General features: G+C 59.5%; 25 protein-coding genes, 2 pseudogenes and 1 riboswitch. Of the genes and pseudogenes, 9 read left to right on the plus strand and 18 right to left on the minus strand.

Annotation, left to right across the window (positions count from 1 at the left end; genetic code table 11):
• Nucleotides 1-191: 191 nt before the first annotated feature.
• Nucleotides 192-357, plus strand: a pseudogene (locus B7E11_RS28755) (UPF0236 family transposase-like protein); the annotation flags it as partial.
• 321 nt (nt 358-678) lie between these two features.
• Here the strand turns inward: B7E11_RS28755 and B7E11_RS30845 are convergent.
• The 3 genes and pseudogenes from B7E11_RS30845 to B7E11_RS02500 all read right to left on the minus strand — a co-directional run.
• Nucleotides 679-884 (minus strand): annotated as a pseudogene (locus tag B7E11_RS30845) (transposase); the annotation flags it as partial.
• A gap of 213 nt (nt 885-1,097) precedes the next feature.
• Nucleotides 1,098-1,367: a hypothetical protein gene (locus B7E11_RS02495; RefSeq protein ID WP_080832050.1), complete on the minus strand. Its 270-nt coding sequence runs from the start codon at nt 1,365-1,367 to the stop codon at nt 1,098-1,100.
• Between the two features lie 199 nt (nt 1,368-1,566).
• Entirely contained in the window at nt 1,567-2,079 is a 513-nt protein-coding gene (locus B7E11_RS02500; protein ID WP_080832051.1) for a YwhD family protein, read from the minus strand.
• Between the two features lie 333 nt (nt 2,080-2,412).
• Here B7E11_RS02500 and B7E11_RS02510 point away from each other — a divergent pair, with 333 nt between their 5' ends.
• The 3 genes from B7E11_RS02510 (at nt 2,413) to B7E11_RS02520 (ending at nt 6,135) form a co-directional block, all read left to right on the plus strand.
• On the plus strand, nt 2,413-4,476 hold the full coding sequence (locus B7E11_RS02510; protein ID WP_080832053.1) for a M1 family metallopeptidase: 2,064 nt from the start codon (nt 2,413-2,415) through the stop codon (nt 4,474-4,476).
• Between the two features lie 11 nt (nt 4,477-4,487).
• A complete protein-coding gene (locus B7E11_RS02515) occupies nt 4,488-5,306 on the plus strand; it encodes a hypothetical protein (RefSeq protein WP_139787047.1) in 819 nt (272 codons plus the stop codon).
• Nucleotides 5,307-5,509: 203 nt separating this feature from the next.
• A riboswitch (cyclic di-AMP (ydaO/yuaA leader) is annotated at nt 5,510-5,654 on the plus strand.
• A 4-nt stretch (nt 5,655-5,658) separates the two neighbouring features.
• The gene (locus tag B7E11_RS02520) at nt 5,659-6,135 is read left to right on the plus strand and encodes a C40 family peptidase (RefSeq protein ID WP_080832055.1); all 477 of its coding nucleotides are present in this window, start codon (nt 5,659-5,661) and stop codon (nt 6,133-6,135) included.
• Nucleotides 6,136-6,200: 65 nt separating this feature from the next.
• Here the strand turns inward: B7E11_RS02520 and B7E11_RS02525 are convergent, their stop codons facing one another.
• From B7E11_RS02525 to B7E11_RS02540, 4 genes are all read right to left on the minus strand, one after another.
• Complete coding sequence (locus B7E11_RS02525) at nt 6,201-6,818, minus strand: DedA family protein (protein WP_080832056.1); 618 nt, start codon at nt 6,816-6,818, stop codon at nt 6,201-6,203.
• A 21-nt stretch (nt 6,819-6,839) separates the two neighbouring features.
• Entirely contained in the window at nt 6,840-7,433 is a 594-nt protein-coding gene (locus B7E11_RS02530) for a YqaA family protein (protein WP_080832057.1), read from the minus strand.
• A 295-nt stretch (nt 7,434-7,728) separates the two neighbouring features.
• Nucleotides 7,729-9,138: a glucuronate isomerase gene (gene uxaC / locus B7E11_RS02535; protein WP_080832058.1), complete on the minus strand. Its 1,410-nt coding sequence runs from the start codon at nt 9,136-9,138 to the stop codon at nt 7,729-7,731.
• Between the two features lie 92 nt (nt 9,139-9,230).
• Nucleotides 9,231-10,526, minus strand: a complete 1,296-nt coding sequence (locus B7E11_RS02540; protein ID WP_080832059.1) for a Gfo/Idh/MocA family protein — start codon at nt 10,524-10,526, stop codon at nt 9,231-9,233.
• 142 nt (nt 10,527-10,668) lie between these two features.
• Here B7E11_RS02540 and B7E11_RS02545 point away from each other — a divergent pair, with 142 nt between their 5' ends.
• The gene (locus B7E11_RS02545; RefSeq protein ID WP_080832060.1) at nt 10,669-11,529 is read left to right on the plus strand and encodes a helix-turn-helix transcriptional regulator; all 861 of its coding nucleotides are present in this window, start codon (nt 10,669-10,671) and stop codon (nt 11,527-11,529) included.
• A gap of 193 nt (nt 11,530-11,722) precedes the next feature.
• Here B7E11_RS02545 and B7E11_RS02550 read toward each other — a convergent pair whose 3' ends face one another.
• The 4 genes from B7E11_RS02550 to B7E11_RS02565 are packed head-to-tail and all read right to left on the minus strand — an operon-like array spanning nt 11,723 to nt 15,312.
• A complete protein-coding gene (locus B7E11_RS02550; RefSeq protein ID WP_080832061.1) occupies nt 11,723-12,610 on the minus strand; it encodes a metal ABC transporter permease in 888 nt (295 codons plus the stop codon).
• The gene (locus tag B7E11_RS02555; RefSeq protein ID WP_080832062.1) at nt 12,607-13,539 is read right to left on the minus strand and encodes a metal ABC transporter permease; all 933 of its coding nucleotides are present in this window, start codon (nt 13,537-13,539) and stop codon (nt 12,607-12,609) included. The genes B7E11_RS02550 and B7E11_RS02555 overlap by 4 nt, the downstream gene beginning before the upstream one ends.
• Before the next feature lie 4 nt (nt 13,540-13,543).
• Nucleotides 13,544-14,332 (minus strand): metal ABC transporter ATP-binding protein, encoded by a 789-nt coding sequence (locus B7E11_RS02560; protein WP_080832063.1) that lies wholly within the window; start codon nt 14,330-14,332, stop codon nt 13,544-13,546.
• 20 nt (nt 14,333-14,352) lie between these two features.
• Complete coding sequence (locus B7E11_RS02565) at nt 14,353-15,312, minus strand: metal ABC transporter solute-binding protein, Zn/Mn family (protein WP_080832064.1); 960 nt, start codon at nt 15,310-15,312, stop codon at nt 14,353-14,355.
• On the opposite strand from B7E11_RS02565, the gene B7E11_RS02570 reads away from it, so the two are divergent.
• On the plus strand, nt 15,302-15,937 hold the full coding sequence (locus B7E11_RS02570; RefSeq protein WP_080832065.1) for a hypothetical protein: 636 nt from the start codon (nt 15,302-15,304) through the stop codon (nt 15,935-15,937). The genes B7E11_RS02565 and B7E11_RS02570 overlap by 11 nt on opposite strands.
• 102 nt (nt 15,938-16,039) lie before the next feature.
• On the opposite strand, the gene B7E11_RS02575 is transcribed toward B7E11_RS02570, so the two are convergent.
• The 6 genes from B7E11_RS02575 to B7E11_RS02600 form a co-directional block, all read right to left on the minus strand.
• Nucleotides 16,040-17,437 carry a DUF4129 domain-containing protein gene (locus B7E11_RS02575; RefSeq protein ID WP_080832066.1) on the minus strand — a complete coding sequence of 466 codons (1,398 nt, stop codon included), beginning with the start codon at nt 17,435-17,437 and terminating at the stop codon, nt 16,040-16,042.
• A complete protein-coding gene (locus B7E11_RS02580) occupies nt 17,434-18,534 on the minus strand; it encodes a DUF58 domain-containing protein (RefSeq protein ID WP_080832067.1) in 1,101 nt (366 codons plus the stop codon). The genes B7E11_RS02575 and B7E11_RS02580 overlap by 4 nt, the downstream gene beginning before the upstream one ends.
• On the minus strand, nt 18,531-19,505 hold the full coding sequence (locus tag B7E11_RS02585; RefSeq protein ID WP_080832068.1) for an AAA family ATPase: 975 nt from the start codon (nt 19,503-19,505) through the stop codon (nt 18,531-18,533). Before B7E11_RS02585 ends, B7E11_RS02580 begins: the two co-directional genes overlap by 4 nt.
• Before the next feature lie 408 nt (nt 19,506-19,913).
• Entirely contained in the window at nt 19,914-20,774 is an 861-nt protein-coding gene (locus B7E11_RS02590) for an ABC transporter ATP-binding protein (RefSeq protein ID WP_080832069.1), read from the minus strand.
• 97 nt (nt 20,775-20,871) lie between these two features.
• Nucleotides 20,872-21,627 (minus strand): polysaccharide deacetylase family protein, encoded by a 756-nt coding sequence (locus tag B7E11_RS02595; RefSeq protein ID WP_080832070.1) that lies wholly within the window; start codon nt 21,625-21,627, stop codon nt 20,872-20,874.
• A gap of 72 nt (nt 21,628-21,699) precedes the next feature.
• Nucleotides 21,700-21,906 carry a DUF1657 domain-containing protein gene (locus tag B7E11_RS02600; protein WP_080832071.1) on the minus strand — a complete coding sequence of 69 codons (207 nt, stop codon included), beginning with the start codon at nt 21,904-21,906 and terminating at the stop codon, nt 21,700-21,702.
• A 169-nt stretch (nt 21,907-22,075) separates the two neighbouring features.
• On the opposite strand from B7E11_RS02600, the gene spoVAC reads away from it, so the two are divergent.
• The 3 genes from spoVAC to B7E11_RS02615 are packed head-to-tail and all read left to right on the plus strand — an operon-like array spanning nt 22,076 to nt 24,466.
• On the plus strand, nt 22,076-22,546 hold the full coding sequence (gene spoVAC / locus B7E11_RS02605; RefSeq protein ID WP_080832196.1) for a stage V sporulation protein AC: 471 nt from the start codon (nt 22,076-22,078) through the stop codon (nt 22,544-22,546).
• 4 nt (nt 22,547-22,550) lie between these two features.
• A complete protein-coding gene (spoVAD, locus tag B7E11_RS02610; protein WP_080832072.1) occupies nt 22,551-23,603 on the plus strand; it encodes a stage V sporulation protein AD in 1,053 nt (350 codons plus the stop codon).
• A gap of 2 nt (nt 23,604-23,605) precedes the next feature.
• Nucleotides 23,606-24,466 carry a DUF421 domain-containing protein gene (locus tag B7E11_RS02615; protein WP_080832073.1) on the plus strand — a complete coding sequence of 287 codons (861 nt, stop codon included), beginning with the start codon at nt 23,606-23,608 and terminating at the stop codon, nt 24,464-24,466.
• Nucleotides 24,467-24,503: 37 nt separating this feature from the next.
• On the opposite strand, the gene B7E11_RS02620 is transcribed toward B7E11_RS02615, so the two are convergent.
• Entirely contained in the window at nt 24,504-25,493 is a 990-nt protein-coding gene (locus tag B7E11_RS02620) for an ABC transporter ATP-binding protein (protein ID WP_080832074.1), read from the minus strand.
• Nucleotides 25,494-25,533 lie beyond the last annotated feature (40 nt).

The following is a 25,533-nucleotide window of genomic DNA, read 5'->3' on the forward strand; positions in this document are numbered from 1 at the left end:
AAATTATGCTTTACATCTCGGAAACGCACAAGATGGGGCTATCCGATAAGTCATCAAATTGAGTTAGGATGGCCTCCGTTTTTTAGGATTATATTTTGGAGGGATGTGCCTCCTTCCGGTTGCTGGTGCCGCCGTGAAATCGGATATGGCAGCCCCTTGACAAGGGAATTGCACGTCGCTTTACCACAAGGATGCCGACAATGATAGAGCAAGAGCAATGGATGTTTCGGAAAATGCCGGATCAACAGATCCTAGAGCAGCGAGATCGCGAACGAGATCGTGTGAAGAATGAACGCGAAACCAACATCAATACCGTTCGGAAATATACGCTTTATGCAGAGGTTTTATTGGGATCGTCACAAGAACACATAAGTCTGCCTGTTGGATCGATAGATGCAGTTCTGCGAGGCAGATTCGCAACGAGTAGAACAGAGGCTGTCCCATAGTAACCTCTGGAACACCTTTAGCAGCAAAATAGGATGGCACTCGGAATAAACGAAGGAGCTAAGCGGCCTGCTGTCACTTAGCTCCTTCGTTTTTTACGTCCACCACTGCTTTCTTGAGCAGATTGTGGGCAAGCGAAAGCCACCCGACATATCGCCAAACACAGGTTCCGGCTCGATCATGCGCCTTACGGCCAGGCATACCCTTCTACACTGCGGAGCTTTTCCCTGGCCTGCGCTGCGTGTAGGCGTATATGATGACTTTGGTGAGCATTTTAGGATGGTAGCTGTCTCGTCCGCTCCAGGGTAAGCCGCGTCGAAGATGGCGTCGTCGAGACGATTGACGGCGGCGTTGACCACGCGAACGAGGTGATTAACGGGAATGTCCTCTTCTAAATCCATTGGTAAACAGAGTTGATCCATGGTATATTGAATGTACAAAGAAACCGTCTCCTTTGGTTTATGGTTGGGTGGTACCTCCATTTTACCAGAGAGTGATTTCTTTTTGTTTGACGATTATGAAAAAGAGGGTGTCCCAGAAGTCATCTAGGATGACTTCTGGGACACCCTCGTCGAAATATTCTTGACCAATGATCCTCTCTCGGCTTCAAGGTCGCTTGCGCTCGAAGAATCATACGATACCAACGCAATAAGTCATGCATCGTTCAATACTTTGGCGGCCTCTGCCGCTCGCCGCATCGATTCTCCCCGGCCGTTCTCGAGCAGCATCGTATGGTATCCCGACGACACCAGCCGCTTCACGACTCCCTTCGCAAGAGTCGCTGCTTTATTCAAACTCGAACCGGCGAACCCGACCATTAACGGTGTCTGTCCTTTTGCTGAATTTAACAGGAAAGCATCCTCTTCGTTCTCGCTGCGGAGGGCATCCTTGCCCGAATCGATCGTAATCGCTACGATGCGCATATCGATGAAATTGTTCCCAGTTACAATTAGAGGCTAGAGGCTGCTCCATTTGCGGCATTTGCCGCAAAATGACAGCCTCTTTCCATACGTCTGCAGTTTGTTATTGTAAAAGTAGCGCACCCGGTGCGCCACCTTGCCGCTCGCATACAGCTGCGCCCCGCAGAAGTCTCGAATCGACCTCCGCCGTACTAACGGCAAATCAAGCGAGAAGATCCTTCAACTGCTGCGGAGAATGATTCCACCATTCCGCGTTATGTTCTTGCAGCAAACCTCGCAGCAGCGCTTTCTCTTCCGGCCCGAGGTTGTCGAGCATATATTTGCGCTTGAGAGCGGCATCCATCCGGTTTACGTGGTCCGGGAGGATCTTCCATCCGCGCCGAGCCTCCGTATCGATCAGCATCTCGCAAGAGGTTACGCCGGCGTAGTAGCCGCCTTCCGCATCGTGATCGACCGCCACCCATACGATCCAGGCCTGGCGCCCGTTCGGCACGGTTTCCTTGTCCGGGGAAAATTTAATTCCCTTTTCCACCTTGCTCTTGGCATGCATCGCTCCCATATCGAGGTATGCTTCGCCCTGGTCGATAATAACGGGGGACATTTGGCTCAGGTCGATGCTTCCCGCGCCGAAGCCTTTATGCTGCTTGGCATTGCTTACGATATTCAGCGCCAGCTTCTTTTTCTCCGGCGCGGATTGCGGTTGATTTTGCTCCATCGTATACGCCTCCATCCAAACGGACTAACTAATCCCATTGTAGCGAATTTGACCGGGAAAAGCGATGGATCGCAGCAAACGGAAAGCGACGCGCGATCCCAGGGCACTTTCCGCTCGTGATCCCGGACGCCCCGCCTCCGCCCGGCACCCCGCCGCCTTGCCGCCGATCCGCCAGCCCGCCGCTATCCCGCGCCCTTACCTTGCCGCCCGATCCGGCACCCCGCCGCTTCGCGCCGATCCGCCCGCCGGAGATGTTGTCCGCCCTCAGATATATTCCTTGGACAACCGGCATATATATCCCGTAGTAAGCTTGTCAACGGGAGGGTAATCCGTATGCCCCAACGCCGCTTTATGCGTTACCTTGTTTTGGCCGCCGCTGCCGCCATGCTCGTCTTCTCGATTCCGTTCGGATTCGCGGAGGCTTGGGTCAACCAGTACGCCCTGCCCGCCTCCGCCCTTCAGCCCGCCGGGCTGCAGGAGTCGGCCGCGGAGCCGCCGGAACGACATTCGCCGGAGGTGCCGGAGCTGCGAACGGCTTCCGCCCCCGCCGGTCCGTCCGACGCGAAGGCAGCCGCCGCGGAGCCCGAAGCCGACGTGCCGATCGCGCCCAAGCCGGTCGTTCTGAGCAACCGGGTTTCGGAGTACCACATCAGCGTCAAATTGGAGGAAGACGGCACGCTGTCGGGGCAGCAGACGCTAACCTGGAAAAACCCCGGCCGCAAGCCCGTCCAAGAGTTTTACCTGCACTTATATCCGAACGCTTTTTCTCCGGGCAGCACGTTTTTGAAAGAATCGGGGGGCCAGCTCAGAGGGGACCGGATGAAAAACGGAAGCTACGGAGCGATGACGCTGACGTCGCTTGAAACCGCCCAGGGCGAAACGCTGCTCCCCCGGTTGCATTACGTCCAGCCCGACGACGGCAACAAAGACGACCGGACCCTCGCGTCCTTCCGGCTTCCGGAGCCGGTCGCCCCCGGTCAGAAGGTAACGCTGCGCATGACGTTCGCCGTTCAGCTGCCGCAAGTGTTCGCCCGCATGGGCAAAGCCGAAGACTTCGTGATGGCCGGGCAATGGTTCCCCAAAGCCGCCGCCTACGAGACGGTCGGAACGCGGGGACGGACATCCGAAGGCTGGAACACGCACCAGTATCACGGAAATTCGGAGTTTTACTCGGACTTCGGCATTTACAGCGTCAAAATCGACGTGCCCGAAGCGTACAAAGTGGCCGCAACCGGCTTTCAGACGCAGCAGGCGGTCATCAAGGACGGCCGCAAAACGTACCAGTTTTACGCCGACGACGTGCACGACTTTGCCTGGGCGGCATCCCCTTCTTTTCATTACGTAGAAGATTCATTTTCGTCCATCGGCGTGCCGGGCGTCCGGATCAAGCTGTACATCGACCCGCTTCACAAGGATTTGCAGGAGCGCTATATGCACGCCGCCAAGTCCGCGCTGGCGCTGCTGGGCAAATGGTACGGGGACTATCCTTATTCCACCCTGTCCATCGTCATCCCGCCGGCCGACGCCAACGGCGCGGGCGGCATGGAGTACCCGACCCTCATCACGGGAGCGGCGGCCAAAAACGACAACCCCGGGTTCGAGCTGGAACGGACCGTCGTGCACGAAATCGCCCATCAATACTGGTACGGCATCGTCGCCACGAACGAATTCGAAGAAGCTTGGCTGGACGAAGGCTTTACGTCCTACACGGAAGATAAGCTGATGGAGGAAATTTACGATGTCGTCCCCAACCCTATCGTCGAGGCGAGCTATTTGACCCGGCCCGAACCGCTGAAGCAATACGCCTGGGCGTACGGCGATTCAAACAGCTACGCGGAAAACGTGTACATGCGCGGCAAGCTTGTGCTCAAAGCCATCGAACAGCAGGTAGGCGAAAAAACGATGAACAAAATCATGCGGACCTATTTCCAGACGTACCGGTTCAGGCACCCATCCTCTTACGACTTCCAGAAAGTCGTCGAGAGCGTGACGAAAAAGAAATGGACCGAGTTTTTCCATGCGTACGTCCAAAACGGCCAAATGGCCGACTTCTCCGTCGAATCGATCGAATCGCGCCTGAACGATCAGAACGTTTACGAATCCAGGGTCGTGCTGAAGCGCGGCGGCAGTCCCGAACCGGTATCGGTCTGGTTCCAATTCGCCAACGGCGAAAAGCTGCGCAAAACATGGGACGGCGCGCAAAAGCACGTGCAGTTCCAGGTCAAACACGAATCGCCGCTGCAATTCGTGGCGGTCGATCCCGAAATGGCGGTCGTGCTCGACAATTACCGGTATAACAACTTTTTGAAAACCGATGTGGACGAACCCGTTCGGACCCGCTGGAATATCGGCTTGACCAAGCTGGTGGACGGTCTGCTCGGCATCCTGGCCTGGTGAGGTGAAACGAGATGCGCTCAATAATCCGCGAGGGATGGAGTTTGACCTCCCGGCATAAATACGTGCTGGTCGCCCTGTTTTTGTACCGGCTGCTGTGGGGCTTCTTTCTGTACCGATTTATCGATTCGGTCGTCACGCCGATCCTCGCCCGTTACCCCGACGGGCACCCGAACGGCAACGCGGTCCGGCTGTTCCTGATCGAGGCCCAATTCCGCCTGACCAAAACCGACCTCATGAACGAAGCTCTCCTTATGCTGGCGGGAATGCTGCTTCTCCGCATGGTGCTCACGCCGCTGCTGAACGCCGGCCTGTACTATTCCTTCCATCACGCCGACGAAGAGCGGGGAACCCGGATGCTCACCGGCATGCGCCGCGCGTGGAAGCCGGTCGTTCTGCTGTACCTGCTGGAGAACGCATTGGCTTTTCTGCCGGCTTTATGGCTCCTCCCCTTCGCCAAATCGCAATTTCTGGCGCAATTTTCCGTCGAGTCGTGGGCGTTGAAAATGCTCCCTTACGCCGCCGTCTGGATGTGCTGGATTTTTATCGTTCATCTGCTGTTCCAATTCATGCAGTTCGGCGCCGTATCTAAGGATGGCATCGTCAAAGGGCTTGCCCGCGCGTGCGCCAAAGCGCTGCCGCTGGCCGCCGTTACGCTGTTGCTGACGGGGATCGGCGCGGCGGCTTCGGTCGCCGTCACGGGCGCGACGATGTTCTGGACCGGATTTATTTCCGTCGCGGTTCACCAAGCGTTTCAATTCGTCCGAACCATGATGGCCGTCTGGACCTCGGCCTCCCAATACGCGTTATGGAAGGCCGATTCGGCCGCCTGACCGGCGTTCTCCCCGCCCCTCGCCCTGCAAACGTTCGCCAAAAAAGCTATTCCGTCGCCGCGATTCGCAGCGCCTGGAATAGCTTTTTTCGTTTTCATTCCGGTTTTTTCGCGTTTATTAAAGCTTTCTTAACTTTATATTAACGAATTCTAATCTTTTATCGGCAGGAAAAGACTCCCACTGCGCGAATAATTAATTCTCATGTGCGAAAACTGCCGAATTTCCTTGCACAGGGAAACGGGGGAACCAGATTTGCCGGGTGAATTGATTCCGCTTCGCTAGCAGGAATCATAGGGAACCTTCTACCGAACCCTTCAGCTAACCTCGTAGGCATTGGAAGGAGTCACTTGTTTTGCGGAAGTTGTCACTCGGTTTTCTTGCTTTCTCATTCGCGTTCTTGCTGGCCTTTCAGGCGGGAACCGCGTCTGCGGGCTCCAAGCTGAACGACGAGGTCACCGATCTGATCGGTGTCGACTACCAATACGGCGGAACGACGACCAGCGGGTTCGACTGCTCGGGCTTCACGTCCTACGTATTCAAGAAGTTCGAAATCAAGCTGCCTCGTTCGTCCAAAGACCAGTTCGAGACCGGAACGGAAGTCGAGCAAAGCGAGCTGCGCCCGGGAGACCTCGTGTTCTTCAACACGAACGGCAAAGGCGTATCTCACGTTGGCGTATATGTCGGAAACAACAAATTCGCCCACGCTTCGACATCCAAAGGGGTTACGGTAACCGACCTCGACGAAAGCTATTACGCAAAACGCTACCTCGGCGCGCGCCGCGTCCTGGACGACGCAACGTACGAGGCAGTGGCCGCTTACAAAGCGTAAGCCGCTAGTATCGCCAAGGGTCTCCTGTCGCTAGCAGGAGGCCCTTTGTCATGCTCCTCACCGGGTCACCGTCCGGCCCGCTCCAGCCGGCTGCGCCGCCACTTCAAGCCGAAGACGACGGCGGCGGCCGCGCACAGCCCCGCGAAAACGAATTTCATGTACCGTTCGACTAACCCGAAAACGATCTCCCACTGGTCCCCGAATCCGTACCCGATCAGGAAAAAGGCGCTCACCCACAAGGCGCAGCCCGTGTAGGCGTACAGTGCGAAAGAACGGTACGGCACTTGGATAATGCCGGCGAAATAACCGATGAATTGGCGGATGCCCGGCAGAAAATAGCTGAACAACAGCACTTTGCTTCCGTACCGGTCGTATGCTTTGCGCGTTTTTGCCACATGGTCGGGTTTGAGAAACAGCCACTTTCCGTATCTTTCGACAAGCGGAGCCCCGATCTTGCGTCCGAGCCAGTAAGTCGCCGTAATGCCGATCACCGCGCCCGAGTAAGCGGAACCGAGCGCCGGAAGCCACGCCAAAATACGTTGCGACGCCAAATATCCGGTTAACGCCAGCGTCGTATTGCCGGGGGGAATCGGCAGCGCGATCGCGTCCAGGGGCAGGCCGATCAGCAGCACCCAATAGCCGTATTGCGAAAACAATCGTTCGATGTATTCCAGCAATTCCATTTGCCAGCCCCTTGCCGCACCTTACAGTTGCTGTTGCTCGGCGTTTCGCGCCTGCTTCTTTCGGTCGTGTCTTCGCTTCAGCCATAGGCCCAGGAGGAGAATCGGAACGAAAATCACGAAAATGTAGAGCGATACGTCCTTGACCATGCTCTCCGCCATCCGGCCATAATAGTAAAACAAAAACCCGACGACGTAAAATTTGACGGCCCGGCCTATGGCGGCATAGCCGATCAGCTTCCATAGAGGAAACTTCAAACACCCCGACATGATCGTAAACACTTTGAACGGAATCGGAGTGAACGCGCCGATAAGCACGGTCGCCTCGCCGTTTTTTTGGAACATGGCGGTTGCCTTGTCGATCCATTCCTTTTTCAGCAATTTGTAGAGCACCGAATGACCCAGCAGCTTGCCGATCCCGTACCCTACCGGCGTTCCGAGCAAACAGGCGATATAGCCCACGGTCGCGTACCATAACGCCGACGAAGGGTCGACAAGGCTTAACGATACCTGCAGAAAAAAGGCCGGAATCGGAAAAATGATGGCATCGACGAACGAGTGAATCGCCAATCCCCAGACGCCAAACTCCAAAAAAATGTCGACCAAATTTTGAAACATTCTGTTCTCCTCTTTTACGGCCTGCAGGTTTTATTATAAAGAATCGCTGCACGGCCCGTCATGAACCTGCGTCGGTTTTCGGACTGGACTTTAGGCGGGGCAAAAAGGCTACATTAAGGGTTACGTTGGCGCAAAAAAAAGGATGCAGGGAGTTTTCGAAAGAGGCGGGCAAAAGCGGGTAAAGCCGGCTTCGTCGTCTTTTCCTTCCCGGCCGCGAAAAAAAGCCGCCCCGGACCGGCCGTCCCGATAGGAACGAACCGTGTCGAAGCGGCTGATGCTTCGGATGCGCTCGGATTTAACCGAATTGGAAATAGGCCTTCGCGTTCCGGTAGCTGATGTCCTGGACCATTCCGCCCAGCAAATCGAAGTCCCGCGGCACTTCCCCGTCTTCGGCCCATTCGCCGAGCAGGTTGCACAGGATGCGGCGGAAATACTCATGGCGCGTATACGACAGGAAGCTGCGCGAATCGGTCAGCATGCCGACGAACCGTCCCAGCAGCCCCGTGTTGCCGAGCGCCTTGAGCTGGTCCAGCATGCCGTCCTTCGTATCGTTGAACCACCAGGCCGAGCCCAGCTGGATTTTGCCCGGAACTCCTCCGCCCTGGAAGCTTCCGATCGCCGTGCCGAGCGCGTACAGATCGTTCGGATTAAGCGAGTACACGATCGTACGCGGCAGCGCGTCGTCCCGCTCCAGCGCGTCCAGCAGCCGGACCAGGGGACCCGCGACCGGGCCGTCGTAAATCGAGTCGTAGCCCGTATCCGGACCGAGCTTCTCGAACATGCGGCTGTTGTTGTTGCGCTGCGCGTGCATATGGAACTGCATCGCCCAGTCCAGCTTGGCGTACTCCCGGCCCAAAAACAGCAGCGTGAACGTCTTGTACTTCCGTTCCTCTTCCGCGTCGATCGGCTCGCCCGCCAGCGCCTTGGCGAAAATCGCCGCGGCCTCGTCCCGGGTCGCCTCCGCGTAGCCCATCGCGTCCAGCGCGTGGTCGGAAACCCTGCAGCCCGTCTCGTGGAAGAAGCGGATCCGCTCGGCGAGAGCAGCCAGCAGCGCGTCGTAATCGCGCACCTCCCGGCCGGCCGCCTGCTCCAGCTGCTTCAGCCACGGCAGGAACGTCGCCCGGCGAATTTCGAGCGCCTTGTCCGGACGGAACGACGGCAGCACCTTGACCTCGAAATCCGGCAGGTCCTTGATAAGCCGGTGATATTCCAGAGAATCGACGGGATCGTCCGTCGTACAGATGACCTCGACGCCCGATTTGACGATCAGGTCGCGGGCGGAAAAGCCGCCTTGGGCGAGCCGGGCGTTCACCTTTTCCCAAATGACCGGAGCGTTTTTCTCGTTCAAAATTTCCTCGACGCCGAAGTACCGCCGAAGCTCCAGATGGGACCAGTGATACAGCGGATTGCCGACGGCCGCCGGAACCGCTTTCGCATATGCCAGAAACCGGTCGTAGTCGGACACGCCCGCCCCGCCGGTCACGAGGCTTTCTTCGGCCCCGTTCGTGCGCATTGCCCGCCATTTGTAGTGGTCGCCGTACAGCCACACCTGGGTCAGATTTTCGTACGACTGGTTCTCGTAGATTTCCTTCGGGCTCAAATGGCAGTGATAATCGATGATCGGCATTTTGGCCGCGTAATCGTGATACAGCTTGACCGCGGTCTCGTTGCCCAGCAGGAAGTTATCGTCCAAAAAAGGCTTCATCGGCATTCGTCTCCTTCGCTTATGCTTCCCGAACCGTCATGGCGAAGCGGACGAAGCCTTCGCCGCTTCGCCCGCTCCCGATTGTCCGATTGCTAGTTGTGGAACTTGACCAGATCGTTGATTTGCACGGCTTGCCCGGTCCGGATGGAACGATTCGCCGCGATGCCCGTCAGAATCGACCTCGCGCCGTCGACATGGTTCGCCGCGCGGTTGAACTTGTCGGGAACCGGAACCCCGAACAGATCGTTCAGCAGCACCGGATCGCCGCCGCCGTGGCCGCCCTGCTTCTTTTCGAACTCGACTTTGTACGGTGCGCCGAACATCGGCAGCACGGTGAAGCGGATGCCTTCGAGCGCCCCTTCGTCCGACTTTTTGCCGCCGGAGTTGACGTACGATGTTTCGACGACCTCCAGCTCCAGACGTCCCTTGCTGCCCGTAAACGCGATCCGGTAGCCTTCCCACGGCGCATACGAGGTCAGCGAATACGTCAAAATCGCCTGGTTCCGGTAGCGAACGATGACGCCCATCGTATCCTCGATGCTGATGCCGTCGCCGAATACGCTTTGGTCGCGGCGGTAGCCGTCCTCGTGTTCCGCGTCCAGGTACATCGCCTTCAGATGCTCGTTGCCGTCCAGCGGCAGCGCGAACGGATCGCCTTCCGCGTTCGGGTTGCCGGTCGCGCGCTCGTAAAATTTCGTCACGCCGCGCTGCTCGGCGTTTTCGCGGCCGTAGAACAGCAGGTCGCCGAACGCGAACACCGTTTCCGGCTGCGAGCCGATCCAGAAGTTGACGAGATCGAAGTGGTGCGTCGACTTGTGCACGAGCAGCCCGCCGCTGTTGCGCTTGTCGCGGTGCCAGCGCCGGAAATAGTCGGCGCCGTGCTTCGTGTTGAGCAGCCATTCGAAATGAACGGCGTTCACTTTGCCGATGACGCCGGACTCGATCAGCTCCCGGACCTTCGTATGGTGCGGCGCGTAGCGGTAGTTGAACGTCACGCGGACGTTGCGTCCGGTGCGCTCGACCGCGTCGACGATTTCCTGGCATTTTTTCTCGTCGACGGTCATCGGCTTCTCGGTGATGACGTCGCAGCCGAGCTCCATCGCCCGGATGATGTACGTATGGTGCGTGCGGTCCACGCTCGTGACGATGACGAAATCCGGCTTCTCCGTTTCGATCATGCGGTCGAACTCGTCGGTTTTGTACGTGCGGACGCTCGGGTAGTCGTATTTTTCGGCCAGCAGCTTGTTGGCGTAGTTCATGCGCGTCTGGTTGATATCGCAAAACGCGAGCAGCTCCGACGTTTCCCTGAAATCGCTTGCAATAGCGCCATAGAAAAATTCGGCTCTGCCGCCCGTTCCGACCAGTACGTATTTCTTTTTCGCTGACATGATGGCGTTCTCCTCTCGATATGCGGGAATTGCTTTTATTCTAAAGCAACGAAATGCTATAATTCTGCTAAAATGATGCCCTTTTTCCGAGAAACCCCGCATATTTTGCTTTTTGTTCCCGCATTCGAAAGGAGACCGACGCATGCAGCCGCCGACCGCATGGGAAACGAGCCGTTACGGCCTCGAAACGGACCACTTCGTGGAATACGTAAGACGAAGCGGACCGTACACGATGCAATCCGACCATTTCCACTCGTATTACGAAATTTACTACCTGCTGTCCGGCAAGCGCATTTACTTTGTAAAAGACCGCACGTACACGGTGGAGCAGGGAGACCTCGTCTTCATCGCCAAAAACGAGCTGCACAAAACGCTGCACGCCGGCGAATCCGGCCACGAGCGGGTCGTCATCCATTTCGGCGACGCCTTCATCCGGGAACGGGGCGGCCCTCACGCCAAGCTGCTGCTCAGCCCGTTCGAGCAGAAAAGCCATGTCATCCGGCTCCCGCTCGCCGAACAAAAAGCCGTCGCCGGCACGATCCGCCGCATCGTCGCCGAAATCCGGAACAAACCGCCGGGCTACGAGCTGACGCCCGCCGCCGGCATCGTCGAGCTGCTCCTTGCGACCGCGCGCTACCTGCTGGACAACGAGCCGGTTCCCGTCTTCGACTCGACGCCGCTGCACGCCAAAATCTCGGAAATCGTCCGCTACCTGAACGAGCACTACCACGAGCCCGTCAAGCTGGGCGGCGTGGCCGAGAGCTTTTTCATCAGTCCGTACTACCTGAGCCGCATGTTCAAGGAAGTGACCGGCTTCGCCTTCTCCGACTATTTGATTCTGACGCGCATCAAGGAGGCGCAGCGCCTGCTGCGGGACAGCGAAGCGACGATCGCCGAAATCGCGTCGTCCGTCGGATTCGACAACTTCTCGCATTTCGGCAAAACGTTCAAAAAAATCACCCGGCAATCCCCCCGGGAATACCGGAAGGCGACGCGCTCCTGACCGCATCCGGCGCCGCAGCCCAACGGTCTGGACATCCCATTGCACACTTATATTACCATAGCGGTTCTTTCATGAAAATCGGCCCCCGCGAAGCCGCCAACAAGAAGCGGCGGCACGAGGGCCGGGATAGGGAGTCGGCGGACGGGCGCCGCCCGGTTCGTCCGGCGAGTCACGCCGGATCGGCCGCCCCCGGTCAGCCCGCTTGACCGGCCAGCGCCGAGCGGAGCCGGCGGCGCCGTTTCGCCGCCAGGCCGTGCTTCGGCGAGAACAGGAACGCGAGCGCGAACTGCGCGCCGGCGGCGCATACCATGCAGCCCGCGATGGACGCGTCGAGCCAAACGGCGGCGTAGTAGCCGGCGACCGAGCTTGCGACGCCGATCCCGACCGCGATGCCGATCATTCGGCCGAGCCGGTCTGTCAGCAGATAGGCCGCCGAGGGCGGAATGACGAGCAGGCCGACGACGAGGACGGCTCCGACGCTCTCGAAGGAGCTGACCGTCGCGAGCGACACCAGGCCCATCAGCGCGTAATGGAAGACGGCGACCGGGATGCCCAGCGCGAGAGCGAGCGCGGGATCGAAGGCGCATATCTTGAACTGCTTGTAAAAGAGACCGACGACCGCGACGATCGCCAACAGCGCAAACCCGACGAGCCAGACCGCCTTCGGCCCGAGCGCCGTTCCCCCGATCTCCAGCACGTTCCATTGGACGTAGGCGATTTCCCCGAACAGGACGCAATCCAGATCGAGATCGATGTTCCGCGCGTTCAGGCTGACCAGCACGACGCCGACGGCGAACAGGGCGGTGAACACGACTCCGATCGAGGCGTCGCTTTGCAAGCCGCTGGATTGAAACATTTGAATGAGGAAGACGGTAACGAAGCCGACGAGCGCCGCCCCCAGCAGCATGAAAAACGAGTCGCGGGACCCGCTGACCAGAAAGGCGATTACGATCCCCGGCAACACGGAATGGCTGATCGCGTCGCCCACCAGCGCCATGCGGCGGAGCACGAGAAAGGAGCCGAGGATGGCGCAGCAGGCGGCCACCATCGCGCCGACCAGCATAATCCAGAATCCGCTCATATGGAGGCCCCCCTTTCCTTCGTTTGGGCGGCGGCGCTTGCGCGTTCCGTCAGCCACTCCCGCTTGGCCGTCCTGCGGCCGAGCAGCTTGGCCGCAAGGCCGCGCTTCGGTCCGAGCAGCAGCGACACGACGAAAAAGGACGTGGCCGCCAGCACGCTGATCGGACCGGTCGGCAGCTGGCTGACGCCGGAGCTGATCCAGGTTCCCGCCGCGCCGCTAAGGGCGCCGAACAGGCCGGCGAGAACCGCCATAACGCCCAGCCGATCGGTCCAATAACGGGCCGATACGGCGGGCGTAATCAGCAAGGCGGCGACCAGCACGACCCCGACCGCCTGGATGCCGACGACGACGGCGACCGTCGTCAGCCCCAGCAGCAGCTGCTCCAGCGCGCCGACGGGAAACCCGAGGCCGCGGCCGTAGCCGGGATCGAAGCTGAGCAATTTGAACTCTTTGTACAGCAGCCCGCACACGATCACGAGCAGCAAGGCGACTCCGCCCAGCGTGTACAAGTCCGACGAGGTCATGGAAGCGGCCTGGCCGAACAGAAATTTGTCGAGCCCGCTCTGGTTGCCGGTCGGGGAATGCTGGATCCGCGTAAGCATGACGACCCCGATCGCGAAAAACAAAGACAATACGATGCCCAAAGCCGCATCGGGCTTGATCCGCGAGCGGCGGGTGATCAGGCTGATGCACCAGGTCGCCACGACGCCGGCGACAATCGCCCCGATCAGAAACAGGCCGATCGATTTGACGCCGGTCAGCATGAAGGCGATGCAGATGCCGGGCAGCGCGGCATGCGCCAGCGTGTCGCCGATCAGGCTTTGCTTTCGCAAATAGGAAAACGTCCCGATCACACCGCTGCTCAAGCCCAGCAGCATACTTCCGAGCAAAATCCAGCGCAGGTTCGGATCCGCGAACAAATTCAGCATGTCCTCACTTCCCTTCGCGGGCGCTGCCTACAGGTTCCGGCTGCTCCGCTTTGGTCAAAAAGGCCAGCTTGCCGCCGTAGGCCCGCTGCAGCAGTTCCGGCGTGAAGGTCGTCGCGGTCGGCCCGCAGGCGACGACCTCGCCGTTGAGGAGCAGCACCGAATCGAAATAATCGGTCACCGTCGCCAGGTCGTGGTGGACGACGAGCACCGTTTTGCCGCTTCGCTTCAGTTCGTTCAGCAGCGTGACGATCGCTTTCTCCGTCGCCGCGTCGACGCCCGCGAACGGCTCATCCATAAAATATAGCGTCGCGTCCTGGGCCAGCGCCCGGGCGAGAAACACCCGCTGCTGCTGGCCGCCGGACAGCTGGCTGATCTGCCTGTGCGCGTAATCGGCCATGCCGACCTTCTCCAGACAGTCCATCGCCATCGCGCGCTCTTTGGCTCCGGGGCGCCGAAACAAGCCGAGATGGCCGTATCTGCCCATCGTCACGACGTCCAGCGCGTTCGTCGGAAAATCCCAGTCGACCGATTCGCGCTGCGGCACGTAACCGACCAGCTTCCGGCTGTCCTTGTACGGCTTCCCGTAAATGAGCGCCTCTCCGGCGAGCGCGGGCTGCAGGCCGAGGATCGCCTTGATCAGCGTCGACTTGCCGGCGCCGTTCGGGCCGATAATGCCGACGAGCTCCTTCTCGGCGATCTCGAAGGTCACGTCGCGCAGCACCGGCTTCTTTTGATAGGCGACCGTCAGTCCCGAAACCGCCAGCGGCGGCGTTTTGCCCGTTCCGTCCTTCATGTTGTCGTCCTCCCTTTCCGTTATTTCAACGCGTTCGCGATCGTCTCCGCGTTATGCCGGACCATTCCGATGTACGTGCCTTCCGGCGTGCCCTCGGCTCCCATCGCGTCGGAGAACAGCTCTCCGCCGATGACAACCTCATGTCCCTTTTCCTTCGCCCCTTCGATGACGGCTTCGATCGATTGGGTCGAGACGCTCGATTCGACGAACACCGCCTTGATGCCCCGCTCCACGATCAGGTCGCGCAGCGCCATCACATCCTTGGAGCCGTATTCGGATGCCGTGCTGATGCCCTGCAAGCCGACCACTTCCATTCCGTACGCATCGCCGAAATATCCGAAGGCGTCATGGGCGGTGACCAGCACCCGGGATGGCTCCGGAATCGAGCTGATCTGCTCCTTCACGTAGGCGTCAAGCTCCTCGAGCTCTTTTAAGTAAGCTTCCGCGTTTTGCTCGTAGGCCGCCTTATTCGCGGCATCCGCCTCGCTCAGCACGTCGCGGACTTTTTCCGCCGCCAGCATCCACAGCGAAACGTCGAACCAGACGTGCGGGTCCTCCGTTTCCTCGTCGAGAATGCGCAGCCGGTCTTCGGGAATCCCTTCCGTTACCGGCACGACCGTGCGTTCTTTCGCCATCTGGACCAGAATGTCCGTCATCTTCCCTTCCAGATGAAGTCCGCCGTACAGAATCACGTCGGCATTTTCCAGCTTGGCGATATCGCCTTGCGTCGCTTTGTACAAGTGCGGATCGACGCCCGGACCCATGAGGCCGACCACTTCGACATGGTCGCCTCCGATTTCCCTCGCCAAATCCGCGATCATGCCGGTCGTCGTCGTAACTTGCAGTTTGCCTTCTCTCGCGCCGTTTTCCCCTTCGTTTCCGGTGCCGTTTCCGCATGCCGCCAAGACGGACATCGCCAGCGTCAGAAACACGACAAGAAGAATAAGCCGCTTTACGGATGAAGCCAATTTGAATTTCATTTCGTTCCTCTCCTTGCTTGCTCTTATTTTATTGTTCGAATCAAAATATGTTTCCTGGACGACCATTATTTTTATCGGCGCCTCTTTTTTAATATTATACAAATGTTTTTACCTAGTGCAACATTTTCGCCAAAAAAAGTCTGCCGGGGCCTTTTTGGCAGATGCAAGGGAAGGCGGGAATATGTCGGAGAACTTGACGGACTTTCATTCGGTCAACCGGCCGCCGCATGGTGCCCTAAACTTAGGGCAGGCTTGCGCGAACGAGGTTCGGTGCAGGTACATGGTGGAACAGCTTGCAGTTACGCAGGGTTACGCAGGGCTACGCAGGGTTACGCAGGGTTACGCAGGGCTACGCAGGGTTACGCAGGGTTATGCAGGGCTGCGCAGGGTTATGCAGGGTTATGCAGGGTTATGCAGGGTTACGCAGGGTTATGCAGGGTTACGCAGGGCTGCGCAGGGTTATGCAGGGTTACGCAGGGCTGCGTTAGGTTTGGCGAAGCTTCGTTGGATTTTGTCCAATCAAAAACCGGCTTTTTCACGAAACTCGCTATCTTCGTTGGATTTCGTCCAATCTGGCGAAGCTTTTTCGGGGATTTCGTCCGAAACTCCCGTTCTCGTTGGATAAAATCCACTGTAGACCGCCGTTTTCCCGTTTCTCGCTCCGCCGATTGGATAAAATCCAACATAGACGAAAAAGCAGCCGGCGCTGCCGGCTGCCTCAACTCGCTCACCGCTTTTTCTCCCGCCACGGGTAGGCGTCCGCGAACGCGCGAAGCTCCTCCTCCGAAGGCGCGGCATTGCCGTAGCGCGCCTTTTCGTAGGCTTCGCGCAGCCGCCTTTTGCCGGCGCCCAGCCATTCGCGCAATCCGCCGGCCCCGCTCGCGGCAGCGGAAGCTTTCGGCGGAGCTTCCGCCAGCCACGCCTCCAGCTCGTCGAGCGTCTCGGACGGCGTCCGGGACGGGCGAAACGGAAAGCCCGCCCGAATGCCGGTCGAAACGGCATCTTCATACAGCCGCCTCACTTTATCCTCCGGGCTCAGCCTTTCCCACTCCTCGCGGTTCAAGCGGCCCGCTCGCATGCCTCCCCGCCCCCGGGTCAAGCGAACCTCCCGCAGCATTTTGCGGATATCGAGGACGCTTTCCCTCTCTTCTTCGTAAAGCGGAACCCCCTCCGGCTTCCGCTCCGCAAACACCCATTGCCACAGCTTCCGCAACCGTGCGAGCAGCGATCGGTACCATGAACGGTCGAGCAGATAATGGCGCGCCAGCAGCCACAGGAGAAACGCCGCCGCGGCTCCGGCGATCGCGTACATCGCCGCGTCCATCAGCCTTCGAAGCCATGCGGGGGCGGGCTCGCCCTCTTCGGGAAACATGCCTTCGGGCATTGCAGGCATGGGAGGAGGAGGTGCCGGAGGCGGATCGGCGCTTCCTCCTTCGGGGATAAGCCGATTCAAATATTCCGCGATCGCGCTCCACGCCGAAAGCCCGCTCGTCATCAGAAAAACCGCGAGCACGACCGCAATCAGCCCGATCAAATACTTCCGGTTCGCCGCAGACACGGCGCGGGTGACGATATTCTGGCCGAGCCCGGCCGCATCGAGCTGCCTGCTATGTCCCGCGGCAAGCAGCACGACGAACCAGAAGACTCCCGTCAGGACCAAGAAAAGCCGATAGGCGGCAAGCTCCGGCGCCCACCTGGCCGCGATCGAGACGACCGCGGCCACGGCCACCCCGGCGGCACCGATGCCCAGCCAGCCGGGGGGCCGGCCGCTTTGCCAGGCAACGGCTCCGAGAAACAGAACCGGCAGCAGCAGCGCCGCGTTCGCGTAGAAGACGGCCCCCGCAATGACGGCGACAAAGGCCCCGAACAGCGCGAAGCGAACGACCCAGCGCGGCAGATGCCGGACGACCGCAAGCGCCGCCGCCAGCAGGGCGGCTCCCGCGGCCACGCCGAGCCATCGCGGCAGAGGGCCCGTCCCGGCCGTCTCCGCAAGAACGAGCATAGCCGGCAGCCATGCCCACGCCTGCGCCGCCGCGGCGAACAGGGACTTCGCCCGGCCTTCCCCGCGGAGTCGCGAACGTTCCCGCCCGCCTGGCGATTTGCCGGATTTTTGTCCGTCGCTCATCCGGAAGCCTCCCGTTCCCGGTACAACAGCATCGTTTCGACCCGATTGCCCGACTGCCGCAATCGATCGGCCAACTGCTGCTGCTTCGGCGTCATAAAGGCCGTCATGATCAGGAAATTGGCGTTCCGCACCCCGGAAGCGAGCAATTCCTCCAGCACGTAAACCAAATCCAGCTTCACGACCGCTTCGAATCCCGCCATCAAGCGGAATAGGTGCAGCAGCTGTTCGCTCCCGGCGCGCGGCTCGACCCGAAGCGGAACTTGGTGCGGGTCCGCCGTTTTTCCGTTAAAAATAAGCCCGGATTTGCCCCCGCTTAGCTGCATATGGCGAATGACCGAGGCGGCGTACCCGAGCGCTTCCTCGAACGCGTCCGGCCCGATTCTCCGATTGGTCGAATCGTCCATCAATTCGGCATTGAGCACGATCGTCAAATCGTTGTCCAGCATCGTCTCGCGTTTGTTCACCAGCAGCCTTCCCGTCCGGGCGGTCGCATTCCAATTGATCAGCCGAAACGAATCGCCGCCCCGATAATCGCGCACCCCCGCCACATGGTGGTGATTTTCCATGAACGCATCCGACAGGCTGAGCACGCTCTGCATAAACCGCCGGGCTGACAGCGGCAGTTCCGCGATCTCCTTCACCCGGGGAAATACGACGATGGAGCAATCCGTTTCCCGGTCCATTTTCCCGACTGCCGATCCGAAGGCGTCTCCGAACGTGAAAGCTAGCGTAGGCACGCGATAAATCCCTCGCCGCACGCAGGCCACCTCATGCTTGCGCACCACCTTGGAAAAAGGGGGCAGGCTGAACAAGCTCGCATGATTTTGCAGCAAAGTTCCGGCGCTGATCGCCGTTTCCGCGTTTTGATGCTTGAACCGAAGCATCGACGGCATGATCGTTTCCACTCGCAGCCAGGGAAGCGGAAGCAGCTTGCGATTGACGATGGTTTCCGTCATGACGACCGTCTGGCCGGCGTGCACGTAGGGCTGGCTGAACGTTCGCTCATATTCGATTCCGGCCTTGCCCCATAGGCGAAACAGCCCGTGCTGCACCAAATAGACAGCCCCGAACACGGTCAGCAGCCACACAATGATCATCTTCCGAGGCCTCGTTCGAGCGCCGGCTCCGTCGGGACGGGGACATCCGCGACGATGCGCTGCAGCAGGCTTTTCAATTGGTCGCGCCCGAACCCGAACCCGTCCTTCGGCACAAGGCGATGCTCCAGCACCGGCGCCGCCAGGGCGCGGATATCGTCCGGCACGACGTATTCGCGACCGCGCAGCAAGGCGCGGGCCTGCGCGGCCTTCACCCATTGAAGGCTGCCCCGGGGGCTGACCCCGCTCAGGATTTCGGCATGCTCGCGGGTCGCCGCGACGACCGCGAGCATGTAGTTCAGCAGATCGTCGCTTATTCGCACTTGGGGAACGAAGCTTTGCAGCGCGAGCAGACGCGCTTTGTCCATGACCGGCCGAAGCGTCGGAAGCGGATCGCGAGCCGAATAGCGACGCAAAATTTCAAGCTCCTCGCCGGCCGCCGGATACCCGACGGAAATCCGCATCATAAACCGGTCCAGCTGCGCTTCCGGGAGCGGAAAGGTGCCGTGGTTTTCGATCGGATTTTGGGTGGCGACGACCAGAAACGGCGCCTCGAGCGGCAGCGTCTCCCCGTCGATCGTCACCTGGCGCTCCTCCATGCATTCCAGAAGGCTGGACTGCGTGCGCGGAGTCGCCCGGTTCAGCTCGTCGGCCAGCAAAACGTTCGTAAAAGCCGGCCCTTTGCGCAGCTCGAACCGGCCGGTCTGCTGATTGTAAAAATTAACGCCCGTAATGTCGGTAGGGAGAAGGTCGGCGGTAAACTGAACTCTTCTGAAATCGCAATCGAGCGTTTTGGAGAGCGATTTGGCGAGAAGCGTTTTGCCGGTTCCCGGCACATCCTCCAGGATAACGTGTCCGGAAGCCAGAAGCGCGATGAGGAGGAACTCCACGACTTCCGACTTTCCTACGACGGCGGCGGCGATTTGCTCCTTGATGGCTGACGCCTGGCGGCCGACTTCTTCGATCGAATTCATGGACGCAACCCTCCATAGTCTATGAAAAAATAGTAATCCGCGAATAAACGTTCGAACGCGGGCACGTCCGATTGGAGCCGGGTTCGTCCGGGACAAACGCAGGTTGAGGCCTTCCGCGCCGATCGGCCCTTGGAAAAGCAAAAGGACTGGAGAAGCCGAAATCTCGGCATCAGGCAGGCGGATCGGCATTGTAACGCTTTCATTCCTTTCGTCGATCCGCTAATGCCGATCTCCCCAAGCCGCGCCGGTCTGCCGGATCGGCCTTGCGCGGACCGCTCTCCCCCGGCTCGGAATACCTTCATTTTACAGTCGGCCGCGAGCAATGACAACGATAGGCGGAAAAAGGCCGCCCCTGGCAGGAGCGACCGCTGTAGCTTAAGTATATTCTCCGCGTGCCGGCGGCGATATCTAGCCCACCGCCGCGACCGCCGTTCCTTGCAGCTGGCGGGATTCTCCCGTCTGCGCCTGCGCTCCCCCCGGCAATTCCGGCGCCAGGCCGTACGGCAGGCACATCGGAGTGCCCGACCTCGGATCGGGAATCACGTCGGCGTCGATGCCGAAAACGACCCGCAGCATTTCCGGCGTCATCACTTCATCCGGCTTGCCTTCGTACAGCACCGTCCCCTGCTTCAGGGCCACCAGGTGATGCGCATAGCGGGCGGCATGATTCAAATCGTGAACGACCATGACGATCGTGCGCCGCTGCTCCGCGTTCAGCTTCTCGAGCAGCATCATCACTTCGATTTGGTGCGCCATGTCGAGGAACGTCGTCGGCTCGTCAAGGAGCAGAACGTCGGTTCCCTGCGCCAGCGCCATCGCGATCCATGCCCGCTGGCGTTGTCCGCCCGACAGCTGGTCGGCGGAACGCTCGCTGAAATCGGACATATTGGTCGCCTGCAGCGCCCAATCGACCATGCGCAGGTCTTCCGTCGTCAGCGTTCCGAACCCTTTCTGATGCGGATACCGGCCGAACGAGACGAGCTCGCGAACCGTCAGCCCTTCCGGCGCGGTCGGATTTTGCGGCAGGATCGCCAGCTGCTTCGCCACTTCCTTCGTCGGCTGGCGGTGAATCTGCTTTCCGTCCAAATAGACGCCGCCGCCCAGCGGATTCAAAATCCGCGCCATCGATTTCAAAATCGTCGACTTGCCCGATCCGTTGGAGCCGACCAGGGCGGTTATTTTCCCGTCCGGCACAAGCAAATCCAGCTCCTCCACTATGCGTCTGCTTCCGTATCCGAGAGACAGCTGTTTCGTGCTTAGACGCGACATGGAATCCTCTCCCCGCTCGTTCTGATATATGGTTGAAAACGATTCTCACCCTGATTTTACGCTATGATTGAAATGATAATCGTTCTCACTTTAGATGTCAATCGTTATTTTTGCCGACGGCGCGGCTATGCCCGAGCAGCTCGGAAACGGTAATGAAGCGAAACCCTTCCTTTTTCAGCTGCGGCAAAATCCGGGACAGCGCTTCGACCGTCTGGCTCGGTCCGTATACGAAATCGTGCATTAACACGATATCGCCGTTGCGGACATGCCCGAGCACCGTCCCGACGATCCGATCCGCTCCCGGCCGCGACCAGTCGTGCGTATCCTGATGCCACGACCACATGACCGTCTGAAGCCCCTCGCGCTTGATGACCTCCAGCACATGGGGATCGAAAACGCCCTCCGGCGGACGAAACAGGTGGGACGTGCGGCCGGTCGCTTCCGCGATCGCTTCCTGCGTCGCCACGATCTCCTCGCGAATGCGGGAAGCCGGCACGGAGCGGCCGAGCACAAGATGCGAAAACGTATGATTCGCCACCTCATGCCCTTCCCGCGCTTCCCGCTGCACGATTTCGGGATGCTCGCGCGCTTTTTTGCCCATAACAAAAAAAGTCGCCCGCGCGCCGTGCCTGTTCAGAATATCCAAAATTCGCGGCGTATCCTCCGGATCGGGCCCGTCGTCGAACGTGAGCGCGACCAGCTTCTCGTTGCCCGGCACTTCCCACACGACTTCTCCCCGGGTTTCGTAATAGGATCTATTGTAAGGCGCTTCCGCCGAAGACGAGGGCACGCCGGATGAAAAGAGCAGCAAAAATCCTGCGGAAAGCAGCGCGATTTTCCGTTGAAAACGCATGTTAGGCCTCCTTAGCGAAATAGGAGGGGAAGCGTCCGGCGCTTCGCCCTCCTTGGGCAAACCATGGTTTCTTTAGAATCCCTTATATTGCGGTTCTTCATTCTCCAGCTGCTGCACGCGCGTCTCGACTTGCTGCACGATTTGCTGCGTTTGCGAGGCCGCGTTCGTAAACAGCGTTTTGGCGTCCTGGTTTTGCGTACCGAGAGCGAACTGTTCCAGGCTGGCCTGCGCGCTTTTCAGCGAAGCGAGGCAAGTTTTGACTTGAGATGCGACGGTCATTTCGTTTCCTCCTTCTTTTTTGGCGAATCCAAAGTACATCTTTCCTAACGGCGTCCCTATTCATACGAGCTTAAACTGTAAATTTAAGTCAGAACTTCAAGATGATTAAAAACCCGGTTTGGAGGCATCCTCAAATAGTAAATCAGGGTCGAAGGGGGGCTTGAGCGCCATCGGCAGCAGCAAAACGAAAAAATTGACCCCTGTCCAGCGGGAGTATCAAATTATGGCTTGGAAACGCGAACCTTCCCGGAGCGTATTGCGCAACTGCGCGCGGGCGTTCGCGGTCGGGGGCGCGATTTGTTTGCTCGGACAATGCATTCAGCAGGCGTTGGTGCACTTTGCGGGCTGGGACGAGAAAAAGGCGGGCGATCCGACCGTCGCGATTCTGATTATCGTTTCGGTCGTTTTGACGAGCCTGGGCGTGTACGACAAGATCGGCCAGTGGGCGGGAGCGGGCTCCGCCGTGCCCGTGACCGGGTTTGCCAATTCGATGGCATCGGCTGCGATCGAGCACCGGAGCGAAGGACTCGTCCTCGGCGTCGGCGCCCAGATGTTCAAGCTGGCCGGAAGCGTCATCGTGTTTGGGACGGTAGCCGCCTTTGCGGTTGCGATCGTCCGATTAATCGTACGCGGGGGGTGACGATATGCTAAAAGGACATCAAAGCTGGAAGTTTCGGCGGAAGCCGGTCATCGCCGCGTCCGCGTCCGTCGTCGGACCGTTCGAAGGCAGGGGGCCGCTTGGCGGCGATTTCGATATCGTGCACGGCGATTCCCTCGTAGGACAGAACAGCTGGGAGCAAGCCGAGCAGACGATGCTCGAGGAGGCGGCCAAGCTTGCGATCCAGTACGCGGGCTTGACGCAGGATCAAATCCAATTTTACGTCGGCGGGGATCTCCTCAACCAGATCACGAGCACGAGCTATACCGCGCGCACGCTTTCCGTGCCGTACCTCGGCGTTTTCGGCGCCTGCTCGACGTCGATGGAGAGCCTGGCGGTCGCCTCCTACCTCGTCGGGACCGGCGGGGCCAAATACGCCCTGGCGGCTACCTGCAGCCATAACTCCAGCATCGAAAAGCAGTTCCGGTATCCGACGGAGTACGGGTCGCAGAAGCCTCCGACGGCCCAATACACGGTCACGGGTGCGGGCGCCGCGGTCGTGTCCGAATCCGGGGACGGCCCCGTCATCGCCTCGGCCACGATCGGACGCGTCGTCGACATGGGCATCAAGGATCCGTTCAATATGGGGGCCGCGATGGCTCCGGCAGCCGTCGATACGATCACGTCCCATTTCCGGGACCTTGGCGTCGGTCCGGATCACTACGATCTTATCGTCACCGGCGATTTGGCCAAAGTCGGCTACGAAATCGCCTGCGATCTGTTCGAAAAACACCGGATTCCGATGCATAAAACCCGTTACCGCGACTGCGGCATGCTCATTTACGACTATGACAAGCAGATGGTCCAGGCCGGGGGCAGCGGCTGCGGCTGCTCCGCCGTCGTGACCTACGGTCATATTTTGAAAAAAATCCGCAAAAAAGAGCTTCGCCGCGTCCTGGTCGTTGCCACGGGCGCCCTCCTCTCTCCGTTGGCCGTGCAGCAGGGCGAATCGATCCCCTGCATCGCGCACGCGGTCGCGATCGAAGCGCCGGAGACGGACGCGAATACGGCCTTAAACGGAGCCGAAAGGGGGCAGTGACGATGCCGGATTCGTCCGAAATTTTGCTTCGTTCGCTCGGAGCGCTGACCATGTTGTTTCTAATGGCCCGGATCCTGGGGAAAAAACAGATTTCGCAGCTGACCTTTTTCGAATACGTGCTGGGCATTACGCTCGGATCCTTGGCCGGATTCATCTCCACCGATATCGAAGCGAACTATTGGCATGGCACGCTCGCCTTGCTTGTCTGGTTCGTGGTGCCGTTCCTGTTCGAATTGCTGACGCTGAAAAGCAAGACCGCCCGCCGCATCTTCGAAGGCAAAGGCCGCGTCATCGTCAAGGAAGGAAAAATCATGGAGGACAATTTAAAGAAAGAGCGGCTGACGGCGGATGAAATGCTTTCCCAGCTGCGGGGCAAGGGCGTGTTCAACCTCGCGGACGTGGAATTCGCCGTCATGGAGACGAACGGGGAAGTAAGCGTGCTGCTGAAAAAGGACAAGCAGCCCTTGTCGGCGAGCCACCTCGGCATCCGCACCGTCAACGAGGTTGAAACCCAAACCGTCGTCATCGACGGAAAAATCATGTACGAGCCGCTGGCCACGCTCGAGCTGAGTCCCGGCTGGCTGATGACCGAATTGGAAAAGATCGGCGTCACGCTGGACAACGTGTTTCTCGCGCAGGTCGACGCCTACCAGCAGCTGTACATCGATCTGTACGACGACAAAATCAAAACCCCGGCGCCGCAAGGGAAAGCTTTGCTGTTCTCCACGCTGAAAAAAGCGCAGGCGGATTTGGAGCTGTTCGCTTCGTCCACGCGCGATCCTTCGGCCAAAGCCATGTACGAGGCAAGCTCCAAGGAGCTTGCGGGCGTCATCGAAGAAGTAAGACCGATGCTTCAAAGCTGACGAATGACCGTCCGGCGGGGCCGCAAGCCCCGCTTTTTCAATAGATTCGATGGACGACGTCCTCGAAGTCCGGTTCCTCCACATGCACGTCTTCGATTTCCCCCCATTCGCCAAGCTCGCGAAGCACGTCCATCACCCGAATCCGGCTTCGGTTGCAGGAAACGGTCAGTTCCCGGTCCTTTAGGCCGACGATCTGAAACGCGCCGGAATCCCGTCCGTCGGAATCGGGCATCTGCGGGAGGCTGCGATAGGCCACGCGGATGACGGTCGGGATGCCGATTCGTCCGCGAAGCCCTTCCCTGCTTCCGTCATAAATGCACTCCCCGCGATTGATAACCATCACCCGGCGGCACAGCTGCTCGATGTCGTCCATATCGTGCGTGGTCAGCAGCACCGTCTTGCCGTGCTCCTCGTTCAGCAGCTTCAGGTGCGCCCGGATTTGGCGCTTGGCGGCGGCATCCATGCCGATCGTCGGCTCGTCGAGCACGAGCAGCTCCGGATCGTGGAGCAGCGCCGCGGCCAGGTCGCCCCTCATCCGCTGGCCGAGCGACAGCTTGCGCACCGGCGTATCCCAAAATTCGCGGAGCCCCAGCACTTCGTCGAGCCGCTCCAGCTGCCGCGCGCTCTCCGCCCGGCCGAGCCGAAACATCGCCGCCAAGATTTCGAAGCTGTTTCGAAGCGGCAAATCCCACCACAGCTGCGTCCGCTGGCCGAATACGACGCCGATCCGCCTGGCCACCCGCTTCCGTTCCCGCTGCGGACTGAGCCCGAGTATCCGCACCTCGCCCTCGCTCGGATGCAAGATGCCGCACAGCATTTTGATCGTCGTCGACTTGCCGGCCCCGTTCGGCCCGATGAAGCCGACGAACTCGCCGCGGTCCACCGAGAAATCGAGGCGCCTTACCGCCTCGACCAGGCGTTTCTCGCGCGTCCATAACGAGCGGACGGCGGCGAACCTTCCTTCGCGCGGGGCCGGCGCCGCGAACGTTTTGACGAGACCTTCGACTTCCATTATTTTCGCGTTCATTTTCATCCTCCTCGTCATGCGTTCGTTGCGTTCGTTTTAT

The organism is Cohnella massiliensis, assembly GCF_900169535.1.
In the GTDB taxonomy this organism is placed as follows: domain Bacteria; phylum Bacillota; class Bacilli; order Paenibacillales; family Paenibacillaceae; genus Cohnella; species Cohnella algarum.

Excerpts from the sequence above, each read along its gene's own strand:
- uxaC (WP_080832058.1), bottom strand. The coding sequence starts at position 9,138 with ATGAAGCCTTTTTTGGACGATAACTTCCTGCTGGGCAACGAGACCGCG.
- B7E11_RS02555 (WP_080832062.1), bottom strand. The coding sequence starts at position 13,539 with ATGCTGAATTTGTTCGCGGATCCGAACCTGCGCTGGATTTTGCTCGGA.
- spoVAD (WP_080832072.1), top strand. The coding sequence starts at position 22,551 with ATGCTAAAAGGACATCAAAGCTGGAAGTTTCGGCGGAAGCCGGTCATC.
- B7E11_RS02595 (WP_080832070.1), bottom strand. The coding sequence starts at position 21,627 with ATGCGTTTTCAACGGAAAATCGCGCTGCTTTCCGCAGGATTTTTGCTG.
- B7E11_RS02515 (WP_139787047.1), top strand. The coding sequence starts at position 4,488 with ATGCGCTCAATAATCCGCGAGGGATGGAGTTTGACCTCCCGGCATAAA.
- B7E11_RS02500 (WP_080832051.1), bottom strand. The coding sequence starts at position 2,079 with ATGGAGCAAAATCAACCGCAATCCGCGCCGGAGAAAAAGAAGCTGGCG.
- B7E11_RS02615 (WP_080832073.1), top strand. The coding sequence starts at position 23,606 with ATGCCGGATTCGTCCGAAATTTTGCTTCGTTCGCTCGGAGCGCTGACC.
- B7E11_RS02590 (WP_080832069.1), bottom strand. The coding sequence starts at position 20,774 with ATGTCGCGTCTAAGCACGAAACAGCTGTCTCTCGGATACGGAAGCAGA.
- B7E11_RS02565 (WP_080832064.1), bottom strand. The coding sequence starts at position 15,312 with ATGAAATTCAAATTGGCTTCATCCGTAAAGCGGCTTATTCTTCTTGTC.
- B7E11_RS02545 (WP_080832060.1), top strand. The coding sequence starts at position 10,669 with ATGCAGCCGCCGACCGCATGGGAAACGAGCCGTTACGGCCTCGAAACG.
- B7E11_RS02530 (WP_080832057.1), bottom strand. The coding sequence starts at position 7,433 with ATGTTTCAAAATTTGGTCGACATTTTTTTGGAGTTTGGCGTCTGGGGA.
- B7E11_RS02495 (WP_080832050.1), bottom strand. The coding sequence starts at position 1,367 with ATGCGCATCGTAGCGATTACGATCGATTCGGGCAAGGATGCCCTCCGC.
- B7E11_RS02580 (WP_080832067.1), bottom strand. The coding sequence starts at position 18,534 with ATGATCATTGTGTGGCTGCTGACCGTGTTCGGGGCTGTCTATTTGGTG.
- B7E11_RS02540 (WP_080832059.1), bottom strand. The coding sequence starts at position 10,526 with ATGTCAGCGAAAAAGAAATACGTACTGGTCGGAACGGGCGGCAGAGCC.
- B7E11_RS02560 (WP_080832063.1), bottom strand. The coding sequence starts at position 14,332 with ATGAAGGACGGAACGGGCAAAACGCCGCCGCTGGCGGTTTCGGGACTG.
- B7E11_RS02575 (WP_080832066.1), bottom strand. The coding sequence starts at position 17,437 with ATGAGCGACGGACAAAAATCCGGCAAATCGCCAGGCGGGCGGGAACGT.
- B7E11_RS02510 (WP_080832053.1), top strand. The coding sequence starts at position 2,413 with ATGCCCCAACGCCGCTTTATGCGTTACCTTGTTTTGGCCGCCGCTGCC.
- B7E11_RS02620 (WP_080832074.1), bottom strand. The coding sequence starts at position 25,493 with ATGAACGCGAAAATAATGGAAGTCGAAGGTCTCGTCAAAACGTTCGCG.
- B7E11_RS02525 (WP_080832056.1), bottom strand. The coding sequence starts at position 6,818 with ATGGAATTGCTGGAATACATCGAACGATTGTTTTCGCAATACGGCTAT.
- B7E11_RS02585 (WP_080832068.1), bottom strand. The coding sequence starts at position 19,505 with ATGAATTCGATCGAAGAAGTCGGCCGCCAGGCGTCAGCCATCAAGGAG.
- B7E11_RS02600 (WP_080832071.1), bottom strand. The coding sequence starts at position 21,906 with ATGACCGTCGCATCTCAAGTCAAAACTTGCCTCGCTTCGCTGAAAAGC.
- B7E11_RS02550 (WP_080832061.1), bottom strand. The coding sequence starts at position 12,610 with ATGAGCGGATTCTGGATTATGCTGGTCGGCGCGATGGTGGCCGCCTGC.